The sequence below is a fragment of the Leisingera sp. ANG-S5 genome, from assembly GCF_000813925.1.
Taxonomy (GTDB): Bacteria; Pseudomonadota; Alphaproteobacteria; order Rhodobacterales; family Rhodobacteraceae; genus Leisingera.
The window spans coordinates 86,288-102,900 of record NZ_JWLH01000011.1 but is presented as its reverse complement, the minus strand read 5'-3'; the positions used below and the strand labels follow the sequence as shown (position 1 = coordinate 102,900).

14 protein-coding genes are annotated in these 16,613 nt (G+C 63.8%); 1 reads left to right on the top strand and 13 read right to left on the bottom strand.

Translation table 11 applies throughout. The annotated features are described in order from the left end of the window. Positions 1-88 precede the first annotated feature (88 nt). From RA25_RS17375 to RA25_RS17355, 5 genes are read right to left on the bottom strand one after another with little or no spacing between them, the layout of a single operon-like run. Positions 89-1,552 carry an aldehyde dehydrogenase gene (locus RA25_RS17375; protein ID WP_039174087.1) on the bottom strand — a complete coding sequence of 488 codons (1,464 nt, stop codon included), beginning with the start codon at positions 1,550-1,552 and terminating at the stop codon, positions 89-91. A gap of 12 nt (positions 1,553-1,564) precedes the next feature. Next, complete coding sequence (locus RA25_RS17370; protein ID WP_039174085.1) at positions 1,565-2,602, bottom strand: LLM class flavin-dependent oxidoreductase; 1,038 nt, start codon at positions 2,600-2,602, stop codon at positions 1,565-1,567. Then, positions 2,599-3,525, bottom strand: a complete 927-nt coding sequence (locus RA25_RS17365) for a flavin reductase (protein ID WP_039174081.1) — start codon at positions 3,523-3,525, stop codon at positions 2,599-2,601. Before RA25_RS17365 ends, RA25_RS17370 begins: the two co-directional genes overlap by 4 nt. Next, a complete protein-coding gene (locus tag RA25_RS17360) occupies positions 3,522-4,325 on the bottom strand; it encodes an alpha/beta fold hydrolase (protein WP_039174080.1) in 804 nt (267 codons plus the stop codon). The genes RA25_RS17365 and RA25_RS17360 overlap by 4 nt, the downstream gene beginning before the upstream one ends. Further along, complete coding sequence (locus RA25_RS17355) at positions 4,297-4,899, bottom strand: amino acid synthesis family protein (protein WP_019294371.1); 603 nt, start codon at positions 4,897-4,899, stop codon at positions 4,297-4,299. Before RA25_RS17355 ends, RA25_RS17360 begins: the two co-directional genes overlap by 29 nt. A 107-nt stretch (positions 4,900-5,006) precedes the next feature. Here RA25_RS17355 and RA25_RS17350 point away from each other — a divergent pair, with 107 nt between their 5' ends. Continuing rightward, positions 5,007-5,681 (top strand): GntR family transcriptional regulator, encoded by a 675-nt coding sequence (locus tag RA25_RS17350; RefSeq protein WP_039174079.1) that lies wholly within the window; start codon positions 5,007-5,009, stop codon positions 5,679-5,681. Between the two features lie 89 nt (positions 5,682-5,770). Here the strand turns inward: RA25_RS17350 and hutU are convergent, their stop codons facing one another. The 8 genes from hutU to repA all read right to left on the bottom strand — a co-directional run bounded on the left by hutU (position 5,771) and on the right by repA (position 16,218). After that, positions 5,771-7,453, bottom strand: a complete 1,683-nt coding sequence (gene hutU, locus RA25_RS17345) for a urocanate hydratase (RefSeq protein WP_039148352.1) — start codon at positions 7,451-7,453, stop codon at positions 5,771-5,773. Beyond that, positions 7,450-8,235, bottom strand: coding sequence for an N-formylglutamate deformylase (hutG, locus tag RA25_RS17340; protein WP_039174077.1), 786 nt, complete (start codon positions 8,233-8,235; stop codon positions 7,450-7,452). The genes hutU and hutG overlap by 4 nt, the downstream gene beginning before the upstream one ends. Then, the gene (gene hutH, locus RA25_RS17335) at positions 8,232-9,755 is read right to left on the bottom strand and encodes a histidine ammonia-lyase (protein ID WP_039174076.1); all 1,524 of its coding nucleotides are present in this window, start codon (positions 9,753-9,755) and stop codon (positions 8,232-8,234) included. Before hutH ends, hutG begins: the two co-directional genes overlap by 4 nt. After that, positions 9,752-10,960, bottom strand: a complete 1,209-nt coding sequence (hutI, locus tag RA25_RS17330; RefSeq protein ID WP_039174071.1) for an imidazolonepropionase — start codon at positions 10,958-10,960, stop codon at positions 9,752-9,754. Before hutI ends, hutH begins: the two co-directional genes overlap by 4 nt. Positions 10,961-11,065: 105 nt before the next feature. Further along, positions 11,066-12,391, bottom strand: a complete 1,326-nt coding sequence (locus tag RA25_RS17325; RefSeq protein WP_039174069.1) for an MFS transporter — start codon at positions 12,389-12,391, stop codon at positions 11,066-11,068. Positions 12,392-12,744: 353 nt separating this feature from the next. Then, positions 12,745-13,899 carry a plasmid replication protein RepC gene (repC, locus tag RA25_RS17320; protein WP_241477437.1) on the bottom strand — a complete coding sequence of 385 codons (1,155 nt, stop codon included), beginning with the start codon at positions 13,897-13,899 and terminating at the stop codon, positions 12,745-12,747. A 169-nt stretch (positions 13,900-14,068) separates the two neighbouring features. After that, positions 14,069-15,043: a plasmid partitioning protein RepB gene (repB, locus tag RA25_RS17315; RefSeq protein ID WP_039174146.1), complete on the bottom strand. Its 975-nt coding sequence runs from the start codon at positions 15,041-15,043 to the stop codon at positions 14,069-14,071. Next, entirely contained in the window at positions 15,043-16,218 is a 1,176-nt protein-coding gene (gene repA, locus RA25_RS17310; RefSeq protein WP_029204611.1) for a plasmid partitioning protein RepA, read from the bottom strand. Before repA ends, repB begins: the two co-directional genes overlap by 1 nt. Positions 16,219-16,613: the final 395 nt, after the last annotated feature.

The window sequence follows — 16,613 nt, the reverse complement described above, 5'->3', positions numbered from 1 at the left end:
CGGCGCGGATCCCCTCTTCTCCTGGCTGAAAATATCCCCGGGGGGGCGCGAGGGGGCAGGCAGCCCCCTCGTTCCTGAGCGCCTCAGATCAGCGCATCACAAAGGGATCGGGGATTGGATCATCGCTGGTGCGAAGCCAGACGGCCTTCACCTTGGTGTAGTCCAAAGCGGCCTGCAGCCCGCCCTCGCGCCCGTGGCCCGACAGCCCATGGCCCCCAAAGGGCGCAATCGGACTGACCGCGCGGTAGGTATTGACCCAGACAATCCCCGCCCGGATGCCCCGGATCATCCGGTGCGCGCGGGTGAGGTTTTGGGTGAACACGCCCGAGGCGAGGCCAAATGCGGTGTTGTTGGCAATCTCCATCGCCTCCGCCTCGGTCTCAAACTCCACCACCGACAGCACCGGGCCGAAGAATTCAGTCGACAGGCAGGGTGCCTCCGGTGCACCGGAGCAATCCAGCACCGTGGGCGGAAAATAGAACCCCTCCCCTTCCGGCACGGTGCCGCCGGTGACCAGTTTCGCCCCGGCAGCAACTGAGGCTTCGATCAGCCGCACCGCATGGTCGCGCTGTTTCAGGGTGCAGAGCGGCCCGACCTCGGTTGCCATGTCATCCGGCGCGCCGATCACCACTGCCTCGGCTTTCTCCTTCAGCCGCGCAAGGAAGGCGTCCTTGATCCCCTTCTGGATCACCAGCCGGGATCCCGCGACGCAGCTTTGCCCGGTGGCGGCGAAGATACCAGAGACCTGCGCATTCACTGCGCTTTCCAGATCGGCATCGTCAAACACAATAAACGGCGACTTGCCGCCCAGCTCCAGCGAGGTGGAGGCGAGGTTTTCCGCCGAATTGCGCACGATATGGCGCGCGGTCTCCGGCCCGCCGGTGAAGGCCACATGGGCGACCGACGCGTGGCTGGTCAGCGCAGCACCCGCCTCCGGCCCGCCGGTGATCACGTTCAAGACACCGGGCGGGAAGCCAGCCTGATCAAAGATGCGGGCAAATTCCAGCATCGGCGCCGGGCCTTCTTCCGACGCCTTCAGAACCACCGTGCAGCCCGCCGCCAGCGCCGGGCCGATTTTGACAGCAGACAGGAACAGCTGCGAATTCCATGGCACGATGGCCGCCACCACCCCCACCGGCTCGCGCCGCAGCCAGACCTCCATGTCCGGCTTATCAATCGGCAGATGCGCGCCTTCGATCTTGTCGGCGAGGCCGGCATAGTAGCGGTAGTATTCCGCCACATAGGCAATCTGGGCCGAGGTCTCGCGGATGATCTTGCCGGTGTCGCGGGTTTCCAGCTCTGCCAGACGCGGCGCGTTCTCCGCCACCAGATCAGCCAGCCGCATCAGCAGTTTGCCGCGCTGGGTGGCCGTCATCCCACCCCATTCAGGGGAGAAGAACGCAGCCTCCGCAGCCCGCACCGCCCTGTCCACATCCGCCGCCGAAGCGGCCGGCATCTGCGCCCAGGCTTTGCCGGTAGCCGGATCGAGGCTCTCGAAGGTCTCGCTCGCGTCCTCGAACGCACCGCCGATGTACTGCTGGAAGGTCTGCATTCTCAGGTTCCCTTACTGAAACGCGGGCATGACTTCGGTGATGAACCGCTCAAGCGAGGCTTTCTTGCGCTCGAAACTCATGCTGCTGTCGATCCAGAACGAGTATTCATCATATCCCAGCGCCTCATACTTTTTCAGCCGCTCGATCACCGCCGCCGGTTCGCCAATCACCAGATCGCGCTCCATCGCTTCGGGGCTGTAGAACGGATGCGCGGCGATTTCCTCATCTGAAAGCGGATCAATCAGGCCCTGGCTGACGTCCCGCTTGTTCATGAACCAGGCCCCGAAGTAGCAGTAGAAACGGTTCAGCTCCTCCGCCCCGCGTTTCACATCCTCGGCGCTGTCCGCGACATAGGTGTGCTGCAGCAGCATGATCTTGGGCCGCGGCACGTCGCTGTGTTTCGCACAGGCATCGTTGAACTTGCCCATCAGGTCGGTGATTTCCTCATCACCCTTCCACAGCGGCGTCACCTGCACATTGCAACCATTCTTCACCGCGAATTCATGACTGTTGGGATCGCGCGCCGCGACCCAGATCGGCGGCCCGTCCTGCTGCAGCGGCTTGGGCGAGGAGGTGGTTTTCGGGAAGGAGTGGAACTCCCCCTCCTGCGCATAGTCACCCTGCCACAACCCCTGCACTGCCGGGATCAGCTCCCGCATCCGCTGGCCCGCCTCCCAGGCGTCCATGCCGGGCATCATGCGTTCGTATTCAAACGAATAGGCCCCGCGGGCGATGCCCAGGTCCAGGCGGCCCTCGGTGATGATGTCGGTCATCGCCGCCTCACCCGCCAGCCGGATCGGATGCCAGAACGGCGCAATCACCGTGCCGGTGCCCAGCCGCACGTTCTTGGTGTGCCGCGCCACGTCGATGAGGTTCAGAAACGGGTTCGGCGAGATGGTGAAGTTCATCCCGTGATGCTCGCCGGTCCAAACCGCATGCATACCGCCGTCATCGGCGATTTTGCACAGCTGGATGAACTCGTCATAAAGCCGCTTCTGGTCGTCTGCCGCGGAAATCCGCTCCATATGCGCAAAGAGGGAAAATTTCATGCGCCCTTGCTCCCTGTCGCCACGGGGCGGACCTGCCCGGTGGTCTGATTGCCATAATACACCCCGAAATTGCCCATCCGGGATTCACTCGCGAACCGCTCCAGCATGGTGCACATCGCCGCGTCGGCAATGTCCATCAGCGTGGATTGGGTCAGCGGTGTGAAAACACCCTTGGCCGGTGTGCCGCCGGCCGATTGGCACAGAAACGAGATGTGCTGATGTTCGCGCGCTTTGTCTTCGTAAACGGAATAGATGAACCCCGGCTCCGCCTCGACGCCGGTGTCCGCGATCAGCTTGGCCAGGGCGGCAGAGGCACCCTCCTTGCCGACCCGGATTTCCGGCAGCGTCAGCTTGCCCTGATCGTTGCCCATGAGCAGCACTTTACCCTCATGCTCGATCAAGGCCGAGACGATCAGCTTGGCTCCTTGAGTCAGGGCTTCGGCCTCCGCCGCCGCTGTCACATAGGCGCCGCGGGCGTATCCCAGCCCCGGCGCAGGCGAGGTCTCAAACGCCTCGACCCGTCCGATCAGGATCAGGTGGTCGCCCGCCTCAACCCGGTTGTGCATGGTGCAGTCGAACCAGGCGGAGACACCCTCGAACACCGGGCTGCCTTGCGGTCCCCTTTGCCAGCTGACGGCGGCAAAACGGTCCTCGACAGGCCGTGCGAAGGTGTTCGAGACGTCCTTCTGGTCCTCCGCCAGCACATTGACGGCAAACCCGCCCGCCTGCTCGAACGCGGCGTAGTTGCTGGAGGAGTTGGCGATGCACACCAGCACCAGCGGCGGGTCCAGCGACACGGAGGTAAAGGAATTGGCGGTAAAACCGATGGGGTTTCCGTCCGCATCATGGGTTGTCACCACGGTAACGCCGGTCATGAAGGTCCCGAATGCGTTTCGCAGAGCGCGCGGGTCGATCTCGCTCATGACGTTGCTCCTTCCGTATCCAGCCAGCCCTGCAAGGCGGCATTGACCGCTGCGGGTGCAGTCAAGTTGACCATATGCCGGTGGCCTTCGATGACAACCGCCCTGCCCTGCGGCGCGGCATCCGCCATGGCTTGCGCCATCGCGGGTGTCGAGTTCGGATCGCCATCGCCGGTCAGCGCCAGCAGCGGGCAAGGGATGCCCGCAAAGCCGTCCGCATAGGTGCTGTCACCGCGGGCAAAGGCGGTATAGGCGGCTGCGTAGCCCGCCAGGTTCACAGCTGACAGCCATTCCCCGACCTGCGCCCGTGCCGCCTGGTCGGTCTCATTCTGCCCGAACCAGCGCGCCAGCGGTGTCTCCAGATCAAAGCTGCCCGCGCGGATTTCAGCCGCGCGCGCCTCAACCGCAGCCCGTGCGTCTGAGGAACGGCGGAACACCCCGTTCAGCAGCGCCACGCGGGCCGCGTTCTCCGGATGGCTGACAGCATAGCCGCCGGCAATCAGCGCGCCCATGGAGTGGCCAGCCAAGGAAACCGGCCCCAGATCCAGCGCCTGCAAAACCGCGTGCAGCCAGGCCACATAATCCGGCAGTTCGGTGCCCTCCGGCAGCGGCGCGCTGCCGCCATGGCCGGGCATGTCCAGCGCGATGACCTCATGGGTCTGCGCAAAAGCCTCAATCTGCGGCCCCCAGGCCGCCGATTGCATGCCGACCCCGTGGATCAGCACCAGCGGAGACCCCTCCCCTACCCTATGGCAGGAGACGGCCCCGTAAGGCTCAGACAGCGGCAGGATTGTCGACGTCATGGCCCAGTTCCTTCAGGTCCTGATAGCGGTCGCCGATGCGGTGATGCGGACGGCCGCCTATCGAAGCACCCAGCGCGATCACGATCTCATCCGGGCCGGGCGCATCGGCAACCGACAGCTGGATGGTCAGGTAATGGCTGCGGCGCCCGCCGTCGTTCTTGTCCATCAGCGGGATCTGCAGCGAGGCATTGGCCGGCCCGCGGGTGTTGGTGAAGGCCAGATAGGATTTCGCCCCCACCGCCTCGCGGAAGTGATTGCCGAACCGCAGCGTGTGGATCAGGGCAGAGGCATGCTCGACCTCGCCATTCACACCGACGATGGCGGATTTGCCGTAGCCCTCCACCTTGTCGCCGCCGCCGGCCGCTTCCAGGATCATCGCGGTCAGCTTCTCGCCCAGCCCTGGCGCGCAGTCGTGGATCGCCGGGCGCAGGTCCTCGACAAATCCCTGCCCTGCCCAGGGGTTTTTGATCACCGCCACCGCGGCAATCATCTTGAGCGGGGTTTCCGCTGCCTTGCCGCCCTCGATCAGGGTTTCTTCGACATGCAGCAGCGTCTTGCGGATTTCGGCGGGCATGGGCGGGTCTTTCTTGTCTGATTCCAGTTGCCGTAATATGGTATACCATCATACAGTATGTCAATGCAGACTTGTTCCGCCCTGCCCCCGTTGTTATCGGAAGAACTATGACCAGCCCCATCATGAGCAAAATCGACCACCAGCCGCAGACCCTGCGCGACATCGTGCAGGAGCGGATGCGCGAGGCGATCATCTCCGGCCAGTTTGCCCCCGGCGAACGGCTGGTGGAGCGGCCCCTGTGCGACCAGCTTGGCGTCAGCCGCACCGTGGTGCGGGAAACCATCCGCTATCTGGAGGCAGAGGGACTGGTGGAGATCCTGCCCGGCAAGGGCCCGATTGTGGCACAGCTCACATGGGCCGACGCGCGGCAGATCTACGACATCCGCCAAATGCTGGAGACCGCCGCCGCCACCGAATGCGCCCGCAACATCACGCCGCAGCTGGCAGAGCAGCTGAAGGCGGCGCTGCAGAGCCTGCAAGAGGCCGTGGGCGCAGGCGTGCCCACCCCGATGCTGCGCGCCACGACAGAGTTCTACCGGATCATCTTTGACGGCGCAGGCCACAACGTCGCCTGGGAAATCGCCCAGCGTCTGAACGGCCGCATCAGCCGGCTGCGGGCGGTGACGCTGTCGACCGCGGAGCGCCAGAAACCCGGCCCCGCCCATATGCAGGACATTTGCGAGGCGATTGTGTCGGGGGATGCAAAGGCTGCGCAAGCCGCCATCGAACGGCACCTGAGCGACGCCAAAAACACCGCCGAACGGCTGCTGAACGAAAAATAGCCGTTTCCCTGCGAGGGAAACGGCCATGAAAAATCGATTTTTCATGGCAGAAATCCGCGCCGGATTTCTGCCTTTCTCTCGCTCGGACGTCAGCCCAGAATGCCGGGCAGGTTCAGCCCGTGCTCGCGCGCGCAATCCTTGGCGATGTCGTACCCCGCATCCGCGTGGCGCATGACGCCAGTGGCCGGGTCGTTCCACAGCACCCGTCCGATACGGCGGTCGGCGTCCTCGGTGCCGTCGCAGCAGATCACCACGCCGGAATGCTGCGAGAAGCCCATGCCAACGCCGCCGCCGTGGTGCAGCGACACCCATGTGGCGCCAGAGGCGGTGTTCAGCAGCGCGTTCAGCAGCGGCCAGTCGGAGACCGCGTCGGAGCCATCCATCATCGCCTCGGTCTCACGGTTCGGAGACGCGACAGAGCCCGAGTCCAGATGGTCGCGGCCAATCACCACCGGCGCTGACAATTCGCCATTGCGGACCATCTCGTTGAACGCGAGGCCGGCCTTGTGGCGATCACCCAGGCCGATCCAGCAGATCCGTGCAGGCAGGCCCTGGAAGGCAATGCGTTCCTGTGCCATGTCCAGCCAGCGGTGCAGGCCTTCGTTCTCTGGGAACAGCTCCTTCATCTTGGCGTCGGTCTTGCGGATATCCTCCGGGTCGCCCGACAGCGCGCACCAGCGGAACGGGCCGATGCCCTTGCAGAACAGCGGGCGGATATAGGCGGGCACGAAGCCGGGGAAGTCAAAGGCGTTCTCCAGCCCTTCCTCCAGCGCCATCTGGCGGATGTTGTTGCCGTAATCCACCGTGGGCACGCCCATCGCGTGGAAGTCGCACATCGCCTTGACCTGTACCTTCATCGAGGCGCGGGCGGCCTTTTCCACCGCTTTCTTGTCCGTTTCCCGGCGCTCTTTCCATTCGCCCATGGTCCAGCCCAGCGGCAGGTAGCCGTTGACCGGGTCGTGGGCGGAGGTCTGGTCGGTCACGATATCGGGGCGGATACCGCCTGCTTCGGCGCGCTTCACCAGCTCCGGGAAGATCTCTGCCGCATTGCCCAGAAGGCCCACGGATTTCGCCTCGCCCGCTGCGGTCCAGCGCTCGATCATCTCCAGCGCCTCGTCCAGGGTCTCGGCCTTCTCGTCCAGGTATTTGGTGCGCAGGCGGAAGTCGATGCTGTCCGGGTTGCACTCCACCGCCAGGCAGCAGGCACCGGCAAAGACAGCCGCCAAAGGCTGCGCGCCGCCCATGCCGCCCAGGCCGCCGGTCAGGATCCACTTGCCCTTGAGGTCGCCGCCGTAATGCTGGCGGCCCGCCTCGGCAAAGGTCTCGTAGGTGCCCTGCACGATGCCCTGCGTGCCGATATAAATCCAGGAGCCGGCCGTCATCTGGCCGTACATCATCAGGCCCTTTTTATCGAGCTCGTTGAAGTGGTCCCAGTTGGCCCAATGCGGCACCAGGTTGGAGTTGGCGATCAGCACCCGCGGCGCGTCCTTGTGGGTCTGGAACACGCCGACCGGCTTGCCGGACTGCACCATCAGGGTCTGATCTTCTTCCAGGTTCTTCAGGGTCTCGACGATCAGGTCGAAATCCTTCCAGGTGCGCGCCGCGCGGCCGATGCCACCATAGACCACCAGCTCATGCGGGTTTTCGGCGACGTCGGGATGCAGGTTGTTCATCATCATCCGCATCGGCGCCTCGGTGACCCAATGCTTGGCAGTGATTTCCGGGCCGGTGGGCGGGAAGATGTCGCGGGTGTTCTTGCGGGGATCGCTCATGCCGAGGGCCTCCAGTTTTTGAGATCAGTCAGAATGTGGGTGAGATGGGCGCGCAGTTGTTCCGCGCGCTCCGGCAGATAGGTCCAGGGCGGGCTTTCCTGGCAGTAGGTGGCCTGCGCCAGCTCCATCTGAATCGCGTGCAAGCCATCCGCAGGCCGCCCGTAATGGCGGGTGGTCCAGCCGCCCTTGAAACGGCCGTTGAGGATGGCGGTATAGCCCTCCGCCGCGTCGCAATGGGCCACGGTCAGCGCCTCGATCGACGCGTCGCAGGTTTCACCCATGTTGGTGCCCACGTTGAAATCCGGCAGGCGGCCTTCGAACAGGAACGGAATGTCGCCGCGGATCGAGTGGCAATCATAGAGGATGGCAAAGCCGTGAATCGCCTTCACCCGCTCCAGCTCCGCCATCAGCGCCGCGTGATAGGGCGCATGATAGGCGTCGCGGCGGCGGGTGATCTCCGCCTCGTCCGGCTCCTTGCCCTCCTGCCAGATCGGCAGTCCGTCGAAATCCGTCAGCGGCACCAGAGTGGTGGTGTTTTGCCCTGGATAGAGACTGATACCTGCGGGGTCGCGGTTCACGTCGATCACATAGCGGTGGATCGGCGTGCGGACGGTCGTGATGTCCTCCACCAGCCCCGTGTAAAGGTCGTGAATGTGCCAGTCGGTATCGGCCAGCGCCCGGCCGGTCTCGTTCAGGCTGTCCCAGATTTCCGGCGGCACATCGGTGCCGGTGTGGGGCAGCCCCAGCACCAGCGGCGAGGTGCCTTGGGTCACTTCGATCATGCCGCCACCTTCACGCCAGCGGCATCCGCAACCCGGCCCGCGCGGACCATGGCGCTGGCGGCTTCAATGTCGGGCGCCAGATAGCGGTCCTCAGCCAGCGCGGGGATATCGTTGCGCAGCATTGCCAGCACGTCCTGCAGCCGGGCCGAGGTTTGCAGCGGCGCACGCGCCTCCACCCCTTGCGCGGCACAGAGCATTTCGACGCCCAGGATCACCGACAGATTGGCGTTCATCTTCGACAGCCGCAGGGCGCCGTGGGCGGCCATCGACACGTGGTCCTCCTGGTTGGCCGAGGTCGGGGTCGAGTCGGTCACGCAGGGGTTGGCCAGATGCTTGTTCTCGCTCATCAGCGCGGCGGTGGTGACTTCGGCAATCATAAAACCGGAGTTGAGGCCCGGATCGGGGGTCAGAAACGGCGGCAGGTCGTGGCTCAGCGTCGGGTCCACCATCAGCGCCACCCGGCGCTGCGCGATGGCGCCGATTTCGGCCACCGCCAGCGCGATCTGATCGGCGGCAAAGCCCACATATTCCGCATGGAAGTTGCCGCCCGAGACGATGCGGCCCTCATCCACCAGCACCAGCGGGTTGTCGGTGACGGCGTTGGCCTCGATCTCCAGCGTTTTGGCGGCCATCCGCAGCACGTCCAGCGCCGCGCCCACCACCTGCGGCTGGCATCGGATGCAATAGGGATCCTGCACGCGGGTGTCGCCCTCGCGGTGGCTCTCGCGGATCTCGGAGCCATCCATGATGCCGCGCATTTCGCGGGCCACGTCGATCTGCCCGGCATGGCCGCGCAAGCTATGGATGTCGGCAACCAGCGGCGCGGTGGAGCCCATGATCGCGTCTGTGGTAAGCGAGGCAATCACCATCGAGGCCTCAGCCATGCGCCAGGCGTCAAACAAGCCGGCCAGCGCGCAAGCGGTCGAGAACTGGGTGCCGTTGATCAGCCCCAGGCCTTCCTTTGGACCGAGCACAATCGGCTCTAATCCGGCCTTTTTCAGCGCTTCCGCGCTGGACATGCGGGTGCCTTCAAAGGTGGCCTCCCCTGCCCCGATCATCGCTGCTGCCATATGCGCCAGCGGCGCCAGGTCGCCCGATGCACCAACGGAGCCTTGCGACGGGATCACCGGTACCACACCGCGCGCCAGCATCTGTTCGATCTGCTCAATCACCAGCCAGCGCACACCTGACGCGCCGCGGCCCATCGACAGGAGTTTCAGCGTCATCATCAGCCGGGTTTTATCTTCCGGCAGCGCCTCCCCTACCCCGCAGCAATGGCTGAGGATCAGGTTGCGCTGCAGGGTGGCGGTGTCTTCCGGTGCGATCTTGGTCGAGGCGAGCTTGCCGAAACCGGTGTTGATGCCATAAACCGCTTCTTCTCCGGCAGCAGCATCCGCCACCATCTGCGCGGCGGCCTCCACCGGTTCACGCGCCGAGGACGCCAGCTTGGCCGGGGTCAGGTTGCGGTAGATATCTTCCAGCGTGGACAGCGTCACGGTGCCGGGGATCATCTCGATCATCGTTTTCCCTCATAGATACGGGTGTAAATCGGGTTGAAGCCGATGCGGTAGGCGAGCTCGCCGGGCGTCTCCACGTCCCAGACCGCCAGATCGGCGCGCATGCCGGCGGCAATCTGGCCGCGGTCCGTCAGCCCCAGCGCGCGGGCGGCGTTGCAGGTGACACCTGCCAGCGCCTCCTCCGGCGTCATGCGGAACAGGGTGCAGCCCATGTTCATGGTCAGCAGCAAGGAGGTCAGCGGTGAGGAGCCGGGGTTGCAATCGGTCGCCAGCGCCATCGGCACGCCGTGGGCGCGGAAGTGCTCAATCGGCGGCGCTTGGGTTTCTCGGATGGTGTAGAACGCACCCGGCAGGATCACCGCAACAGAACCCGCCGCGGCCATCGCCCTGGCGTCGTCTTCGGTGGCGTATTCCACGTGATCAACTGACAACGCGCCGTACTGCGCCGCCAATGCGGTGCCGCCCTGATGGCTCAGCTGCTCGGCGTGCAGTTTCACCGGCAGACCCAGCTCCCGCGCCACCTTGAACACCCGTTCGATCTGCGCCGGGGCAAAGGCGATGTTTTCGCAGAAGCCGTCGACCGCATCCACCAGCCCCTCCGCATGGGCGGCGCGCAGGGCGGGGATGCAGACCTGATCGATGTAGTCGTCGTCCTGGCCCTTAAATTCGCCGGGCGTGGCATGGGCGCCAAGGAAGGTAGTTTTCACCGTCACCGGGCGCAGTTCACCCAGACGGCGGGCGGCGCGCAGCATGTTCAGTTCGGTCTTCAGGTCCAGCCCGTAGCCGGATTTCACCTCCACAACCGTTGCGCCCTCGGCAATCAGTGCATCCAGACGCGGCAGCGCGCCTTGCACCAGATCCTCCAGCGCGGCCTCGCGGGTGGCAGAGACGGTGGAGACAATTCCGCCCCCTGCCCTTGCGACTTCCTCATATGACGCGCCATTCAAGCGCATCTCAAACTCCATCGCGCGGTTTCCGCCGAAAACAATATGGGTGTGACAGTCGATCAGCCCCGGTGTCACCAGCCGCCCGTCCAGATCAACATGCTTCCAGGGAAAATTGTCAGCTGACAATTCCTGCCGCGGCCCGGCCCAGACGATTTTCCCGTCCGACACCGCAACGGCCCCGTCCTCAATCAGCCCGTAAGGCACATCTGAGCGGGCCATCGTGGCCAGCTTGGCGCCTGTCAAAACATAGTTGCCAGTCACGCAAATCTCCCCGAGTCGCTTGGTTGCCGGTTTGGCAATAAGCTACTCATTTAGGCGATTATGTCTAGTCATAAAATGAATAGGCTGCGACCTGGCCCGGCGATGCTAGAGACCCTCTTTCTGCGGTATCCGCGGGTGCAGATCGTCGATGATGACCGGATGCGCATGCGGGTGGCCGCCCTGCAGATGCGGATGGTCAGGCGGCAGGTCCGGGTGCTCATGCGCAACCGGTGCTGCGCTGTCCGCAGGCCAAAGGCGCTGCGCGGCGAACAGCCCGGCGGCGGCCAGCAGCGCCAGCACCAGCATTGCGGCCCCTGACCCCCAGGCCGCCATCAGCCAGGCCGACAGCGGATAGAAGACCAGCCAGCAGGCATGCGACAGGGTGAACTGTGCGGCAAAGATCGCAGGCCGGTCCGCTGCATGGGCAGAACGTGCCAGCAGCCGCCCTGAAGGCGTCATCACGGCGGAATAGCCAAGGCCGATCACGAACCAGGCAATTGCCAGCCGTGCAAAGTTCAGCGGCAGTGCCAGTGCTGCCAGCGCCAGCAGCCCCAATGCGGCAGTCCCCAGCACACCGCCCGCCAGCATCACGCTGCGGTCAGGAGCACGCTCCAGCAGCCGCGGCAGCAGCATCGCCGACAGCATCGAGCCGCCGCCGAAACAGGCCAAGGCCAGCGCCACCGCGCTTTCCCCCTGCCCCAGCCCGGCGCGCACCAGCACCACTGTATTGACCAGCACCATCGCGGCCATTGCCGAGACCACCCAGTTCATTGCCAGCAGCCCGCGCAGACGCGGTGTGCGCAGATAGTTGCGAATGCCGCGGGTGGTGCGCTGCCAGATGGGCCGCGGCGCCTTGGGCGCTGGCGACGGCAGAATGATTGAAACGAGCAGCAAGGCCGAGGCCGCAAACCCAGCCGCGGTGCCCCAGAACAGCGTCGAGGAACTGACTAAAACCAGCAGCGCCGCCGCCAGCATCGGGCTGATGAGGCTTTCCAGTTCATACGCCATCCGCGACAGCGACAGCGCCTGGGTATAGTCCTTCTCCTCAGTCAGCACATCGGGGATCGAGGCCTGGAAGGCGGGCGTGAACCCGGCCGATGCGGACTGCAGCGCAAAGATCAGCAGATAGACCTGCCAGACCTCCGTGACAAACGGCAGGCAAACCGCAACCGCCATCCGCACCATGTCGAGCGCGATCAGCATCCGGCGCCGGTCCACCTGTTCAGCCCAGGCGGCGGCAACCGGGGCAACAGTGACATAGGCCACCATCTTGATCGTCAATGCTGTGCCCAGCACCACACCCGCGCGCTCCCCGGCCAGATCATAGGCCAGAAGGCCAAGCGCCACGGTCGCAAGTCCGGTGCCGCTGAGCGCCACGATCTGGGCGAGGAACAGGTGCCGGTAGGTCCGGTTCTTCAGGATAGAGAGCATGCAGGCCTTGCCTTCTGGCTGAGAATGTTTCTGCCACTGTGGCCGCGACCCGGCACGGAAAGCAATGGTCCACTGCGGCCGGAGCCCCAAGCAAAAGAAAAAATTGTCAGCTGACAATTTCAGTCAAAAGTAGCCGGTGCCGGGAGGCGCCGCGGGTGATTTTCAACCTCAAACTCTGCGCCGGTCCACATCCGTTCCCCGGTGGAAACCGGCTTCACGCGCAGGGCGGGCTTCGCGGTATTCCCAAAAGTTGTCAGCTGACAATTCACTTCTAGCTCCTGTACTGGAGAAGCCGAAATCCAGTGTTCACCGCGTCAAACCAGTCACTGAAGACCGGCGGCTTGTGAAAATTGTCAGCTGGCAATCTCCGCCCGGTTCCCCGCCTGCAGCAGTGCGTTCAGCATCGGCGCAGTGGAAAACTGGCCCGCCCGAGCCTTTTGCGCCAGCCGCCGCAGATAGGCGCCAGGGCTGCGGATTGTATTTATTTTCTCCAGCATGCAGATCACCACGGTTGCCGCGTCCTTGCGGCCCATTGCGGCGCGTGCATCGCTTAGGACTGGCATATCAATGCCCATCATGGGTGACAGGCTCTCGGCAATCCGGTCGGCATCCTGCCAGTTTCGTAGGCCGCCGGGGTAATATCCCTGAACCTCCGGGCAGGCACGCAGAACCGCTGCCAGATCAGTGTCTTTCTTTGCCGGTCCACCAGTTGCTACAGAATGCTGTGGCTGAGGGCAGGGCACTTCCGTGGCCGTCTGTTCAGAGTCAGAATCTTTTTTTACTGAATCCTGTATGTGCCGCTCATTTTGGCTGTCAGGGCCGCTCATTTGGCGTGCAGGAAGTTTGGTTTCCTGGGCAGGCTCTTCGGGTGTCCGGCTGGCAATTTCATCCTGCAGGGCGTTGGCCATTGCGGTCAATTCGGTGGCGCATGGTTTGCGGCGCAGCAGTTTGCGGGCGGCTTCCAGCAGCACGTCAGCACCGCCCTCCGCCAGCTCCAGCAGTTCTTGCCGCAGCACGGCAACCCGGTCGCGCAGCACTGCCAGGCGCTCGGCACGAGCCTTGGCGTCTAGCGCGGCGTCAAAGATCTGGCTTGCGTGGCGGGCTAGGGGGGAGAGGTCGAAGCCGAAAGCCAGCGGAGTGTCATCCCCTGTGCGGCGCGCGTAGCGTTTGCGGTTGGGGCTGTTTTTCCGGCTGACAATGCCGATCCGGGTAAGGGCAGCCAGGTGGCGGCGCAGGGTGCTTTCGGGCATCCCGTTCAAGCGCTCCATCAGCTTGCGGTTCGACGGGAACACGATTGCGCTGTCCGGTTCGGCTGGCAAGGCGCGCTCCGGGAAGAACGTCAGCAGCGCCTTCAGGACGCCAAGGGTGCGGTGGCTCAGTTCAAATTCCGCGGCGGCGTGCGTCAGCGCAGCCAGAAGGTCCCACTTGTCGTGAGTACCCGCCAGCCGGCCGCACGGATCCTGCCGCCCAAATGCGATTTGGGACGCCTGTTCCATGATTATTTTCACGAAAGACAAAAAATACCCGCCCCTGTGCGGCGCACAGAGTTGACACTGACGAGTCTGAGAGGCTATTCCAAAGGTGCTAAATCTGAGAACGGCCTTCTGGGATGTAATGTCCTGGGGGGCTTTTCTTTTGCCTGCTACGTGCCTCCTGTCCTGTTTTCTCTGCTCTTGCTCAGTCTTCCGGCTGCTCGGGCTGGTCTTGCTGCCAGCGGCCGTGAAGCTCTGCCATGATCTCTTCCGCGTTTTCGTCGAACCAGGCGTCAAAGCCGGGCGCGTGTTTGCCGGAGATCGTCAGGGTGATGCCCTTGGCGGTTGTCTTGATGCCTGCCACTGCGGTGCCGTTGCTGCCGGGCAGGGCGCGGGTCTTTGGCGGGGCAGGGGCGGCTTTCACTTCCTGGCTCACGCCTTGGGCATGGGTCAGAACCGCCTCGAACCGCCCGTCGGAGTCAAAAGTGGTGAAGTCGGGCCGGTTTGTCCGGGTGACTGCCCGGGCCCGCGCTGCGGGATCGTCAAACAGTTTGACCATCTGCATCCATCGGTCGCGGCCAATGCCGGGGGCGGAGCCGATGGCCCGCAGGAAGGGCAGCTCAAAGGCCGTGCCGACCTTCAGCATCCGCGACACCATCGGCAGGTCGATTGACAGGGCCGCGGCAATTGTCGGCCGGTCATAGCCGTCGTTCTGCAGCTGCGCCGCAAAAGATGCCTTCTCGATGAAGCTGAGGTCCAGGCGCGAGGTGTTTTCCTGCCCCTGCGCCATCACCAGCGCGTGGTCGTCCAGTTGGCGCACCATCGCCTTTACGGCCATGCCAAGTTCGCGCAGTGCCATCAGGCGGCGGCGGCCATAGACGATCTCGAACCGCCCCGGCGCCTTGGGATGAGGGCGCAGCAGCACCGGCACCTGCTGGCCATAGGTCCGCAGGCTCTCCTTCAGCTGGTTAAGCGCGGCACCGTCCAGGCCCAGCCGGTCCTCGTAGCCCGCGTCGTCGATCAGCGCGGCGTCGATCTCCTGCACCGCGCTTTCCTGCAGCTTGCTGAGCGAGGATTGCAGCGCCCCGACCGCGCCGCGGGGCATCATCTTGGGTTTCGGCCCCGGAGCGGATGCTGCGGGGTTGCTGAGTGCCGTGCTGAGAATGCCTTTGCGTGCCATCAACGCCTCCATGCTTGTTGAAGGAGCGATTCTATTTCATCGTTAACTTGATTCAGTGAATCGACCGCACGGTCGTAGGTTGACCTGTGAAACATGGACCTTTCGACCTCATAGACGGTTTGCTGGGTCAGGCCCGCATCGGAAATCGCGGTGGATTTCAGCATTGGGGCAACCATGACTTCCTCGCCGAACAGCTGCCGCAGGAATGCAACCACTTGTTGCTGGGGGCCGTCGTTCGGCTCGTACCGGTTGATGAGAAAGCGCAGGAAATCGAACTCCAGCGTGGCGCCGGCGTTGGAAACCACGTCCAATAGTTCGGCTGACATCTGCAGGAACTGCGACATCGAGGCGATGTCGAGCATATTCGGCACCACGGTGATGATCACACCAGTGGAGGCGCAGAGCGCTGACATGGTCAGATACCCCAGCTGCGGCGGGCAGTCGAAGATGATCACGTCGTAATCCTTCTCGACCTCCTGCAGCGCCGCGGCCATGCGCGAGAAAAACGCGGGCTGCACGTTGTTGATCAGCGCCTGCGGGGTCTCGTGTTCAAACTCCTGCAGGATCAGCCCGCCGGGGGCCAGATCCAGATTGGCGAAATAGGTTTCCTGGATGATGTCGCGCAGGGGCAGGGGGTCTTCATAGCGGATTGCGTCATAAATCGTCCCTGTTTCGAGGAAATCGACCTCCGGCTGGTAGCCGAAAAGCGTCGTCAGCGACGCCTGCGGGTCGATGTCCACCGCCAGCACCCGGTAGCCCTTGAGTGCCAGCCGCTGCGCAGTGTGAATGGACGATGTGGTCTTGCCCGAGCCGCCCTTGAAGTTCAGGAACGACAGCACCTGCACCTTGTCGCCTTCACGCCGCCCGCGCAGGTAGGTGCCCGGCGTCTTGGCCGCGGCATCCAGGATCTTGCGCATCTCCATCAGGTCGGCGGCAGAATAATGGCGGCGACCGCCGGGCGTGGTGTGCACCTCGGGGAATTTGCCGTCAAAATGCAGCTTGCGCAGGAAGCTGGGAGAGATGCCCAGCATCTCGGCTGCTTCGCCCGCGCTGAACAGGCGCAATTCCTTCCTTGCATCCGGCGCAAAACTTGCCAGCATGTGGCTGTTGAGGGCCGCACTGAGGTTCTCCGCGTTCTCGCGGATACGCTGATTGATGTGGAGTGCTACTGCCACCTGCTGCCCTCTCGATAGTAACGCTGTTTTGCGTCAGCGCTTTATTTATCGTTTCTATACGCAATGCGAACGCAGTTGTGCAATAGATTCCTTCAGTTAGAGGTTGCAGCCGGGCGTTTTGGTTCTCCGCCATACACGGTGCATTTCGGGTGAATTTCCCGTAACTCATTGAAATTATGAAAATTGCCAAAGGTCAAATGAGCTTTCACGGCCTGTGGATAATTTTTCGCTGCGGTATGCATGATGCGCAAGACCGGCGCGGCCGGCGAGTCGCCAAGTCAGAGAGATTCCCTGAAAAACAGCCGGTATAGGCTCTAAATGCACATTCTGAGCCTTGAGCGGAAGAAACCGGATCTGACCCCAGGCCGGTTCCGCCGGACAGAGTGTCGGTTTCT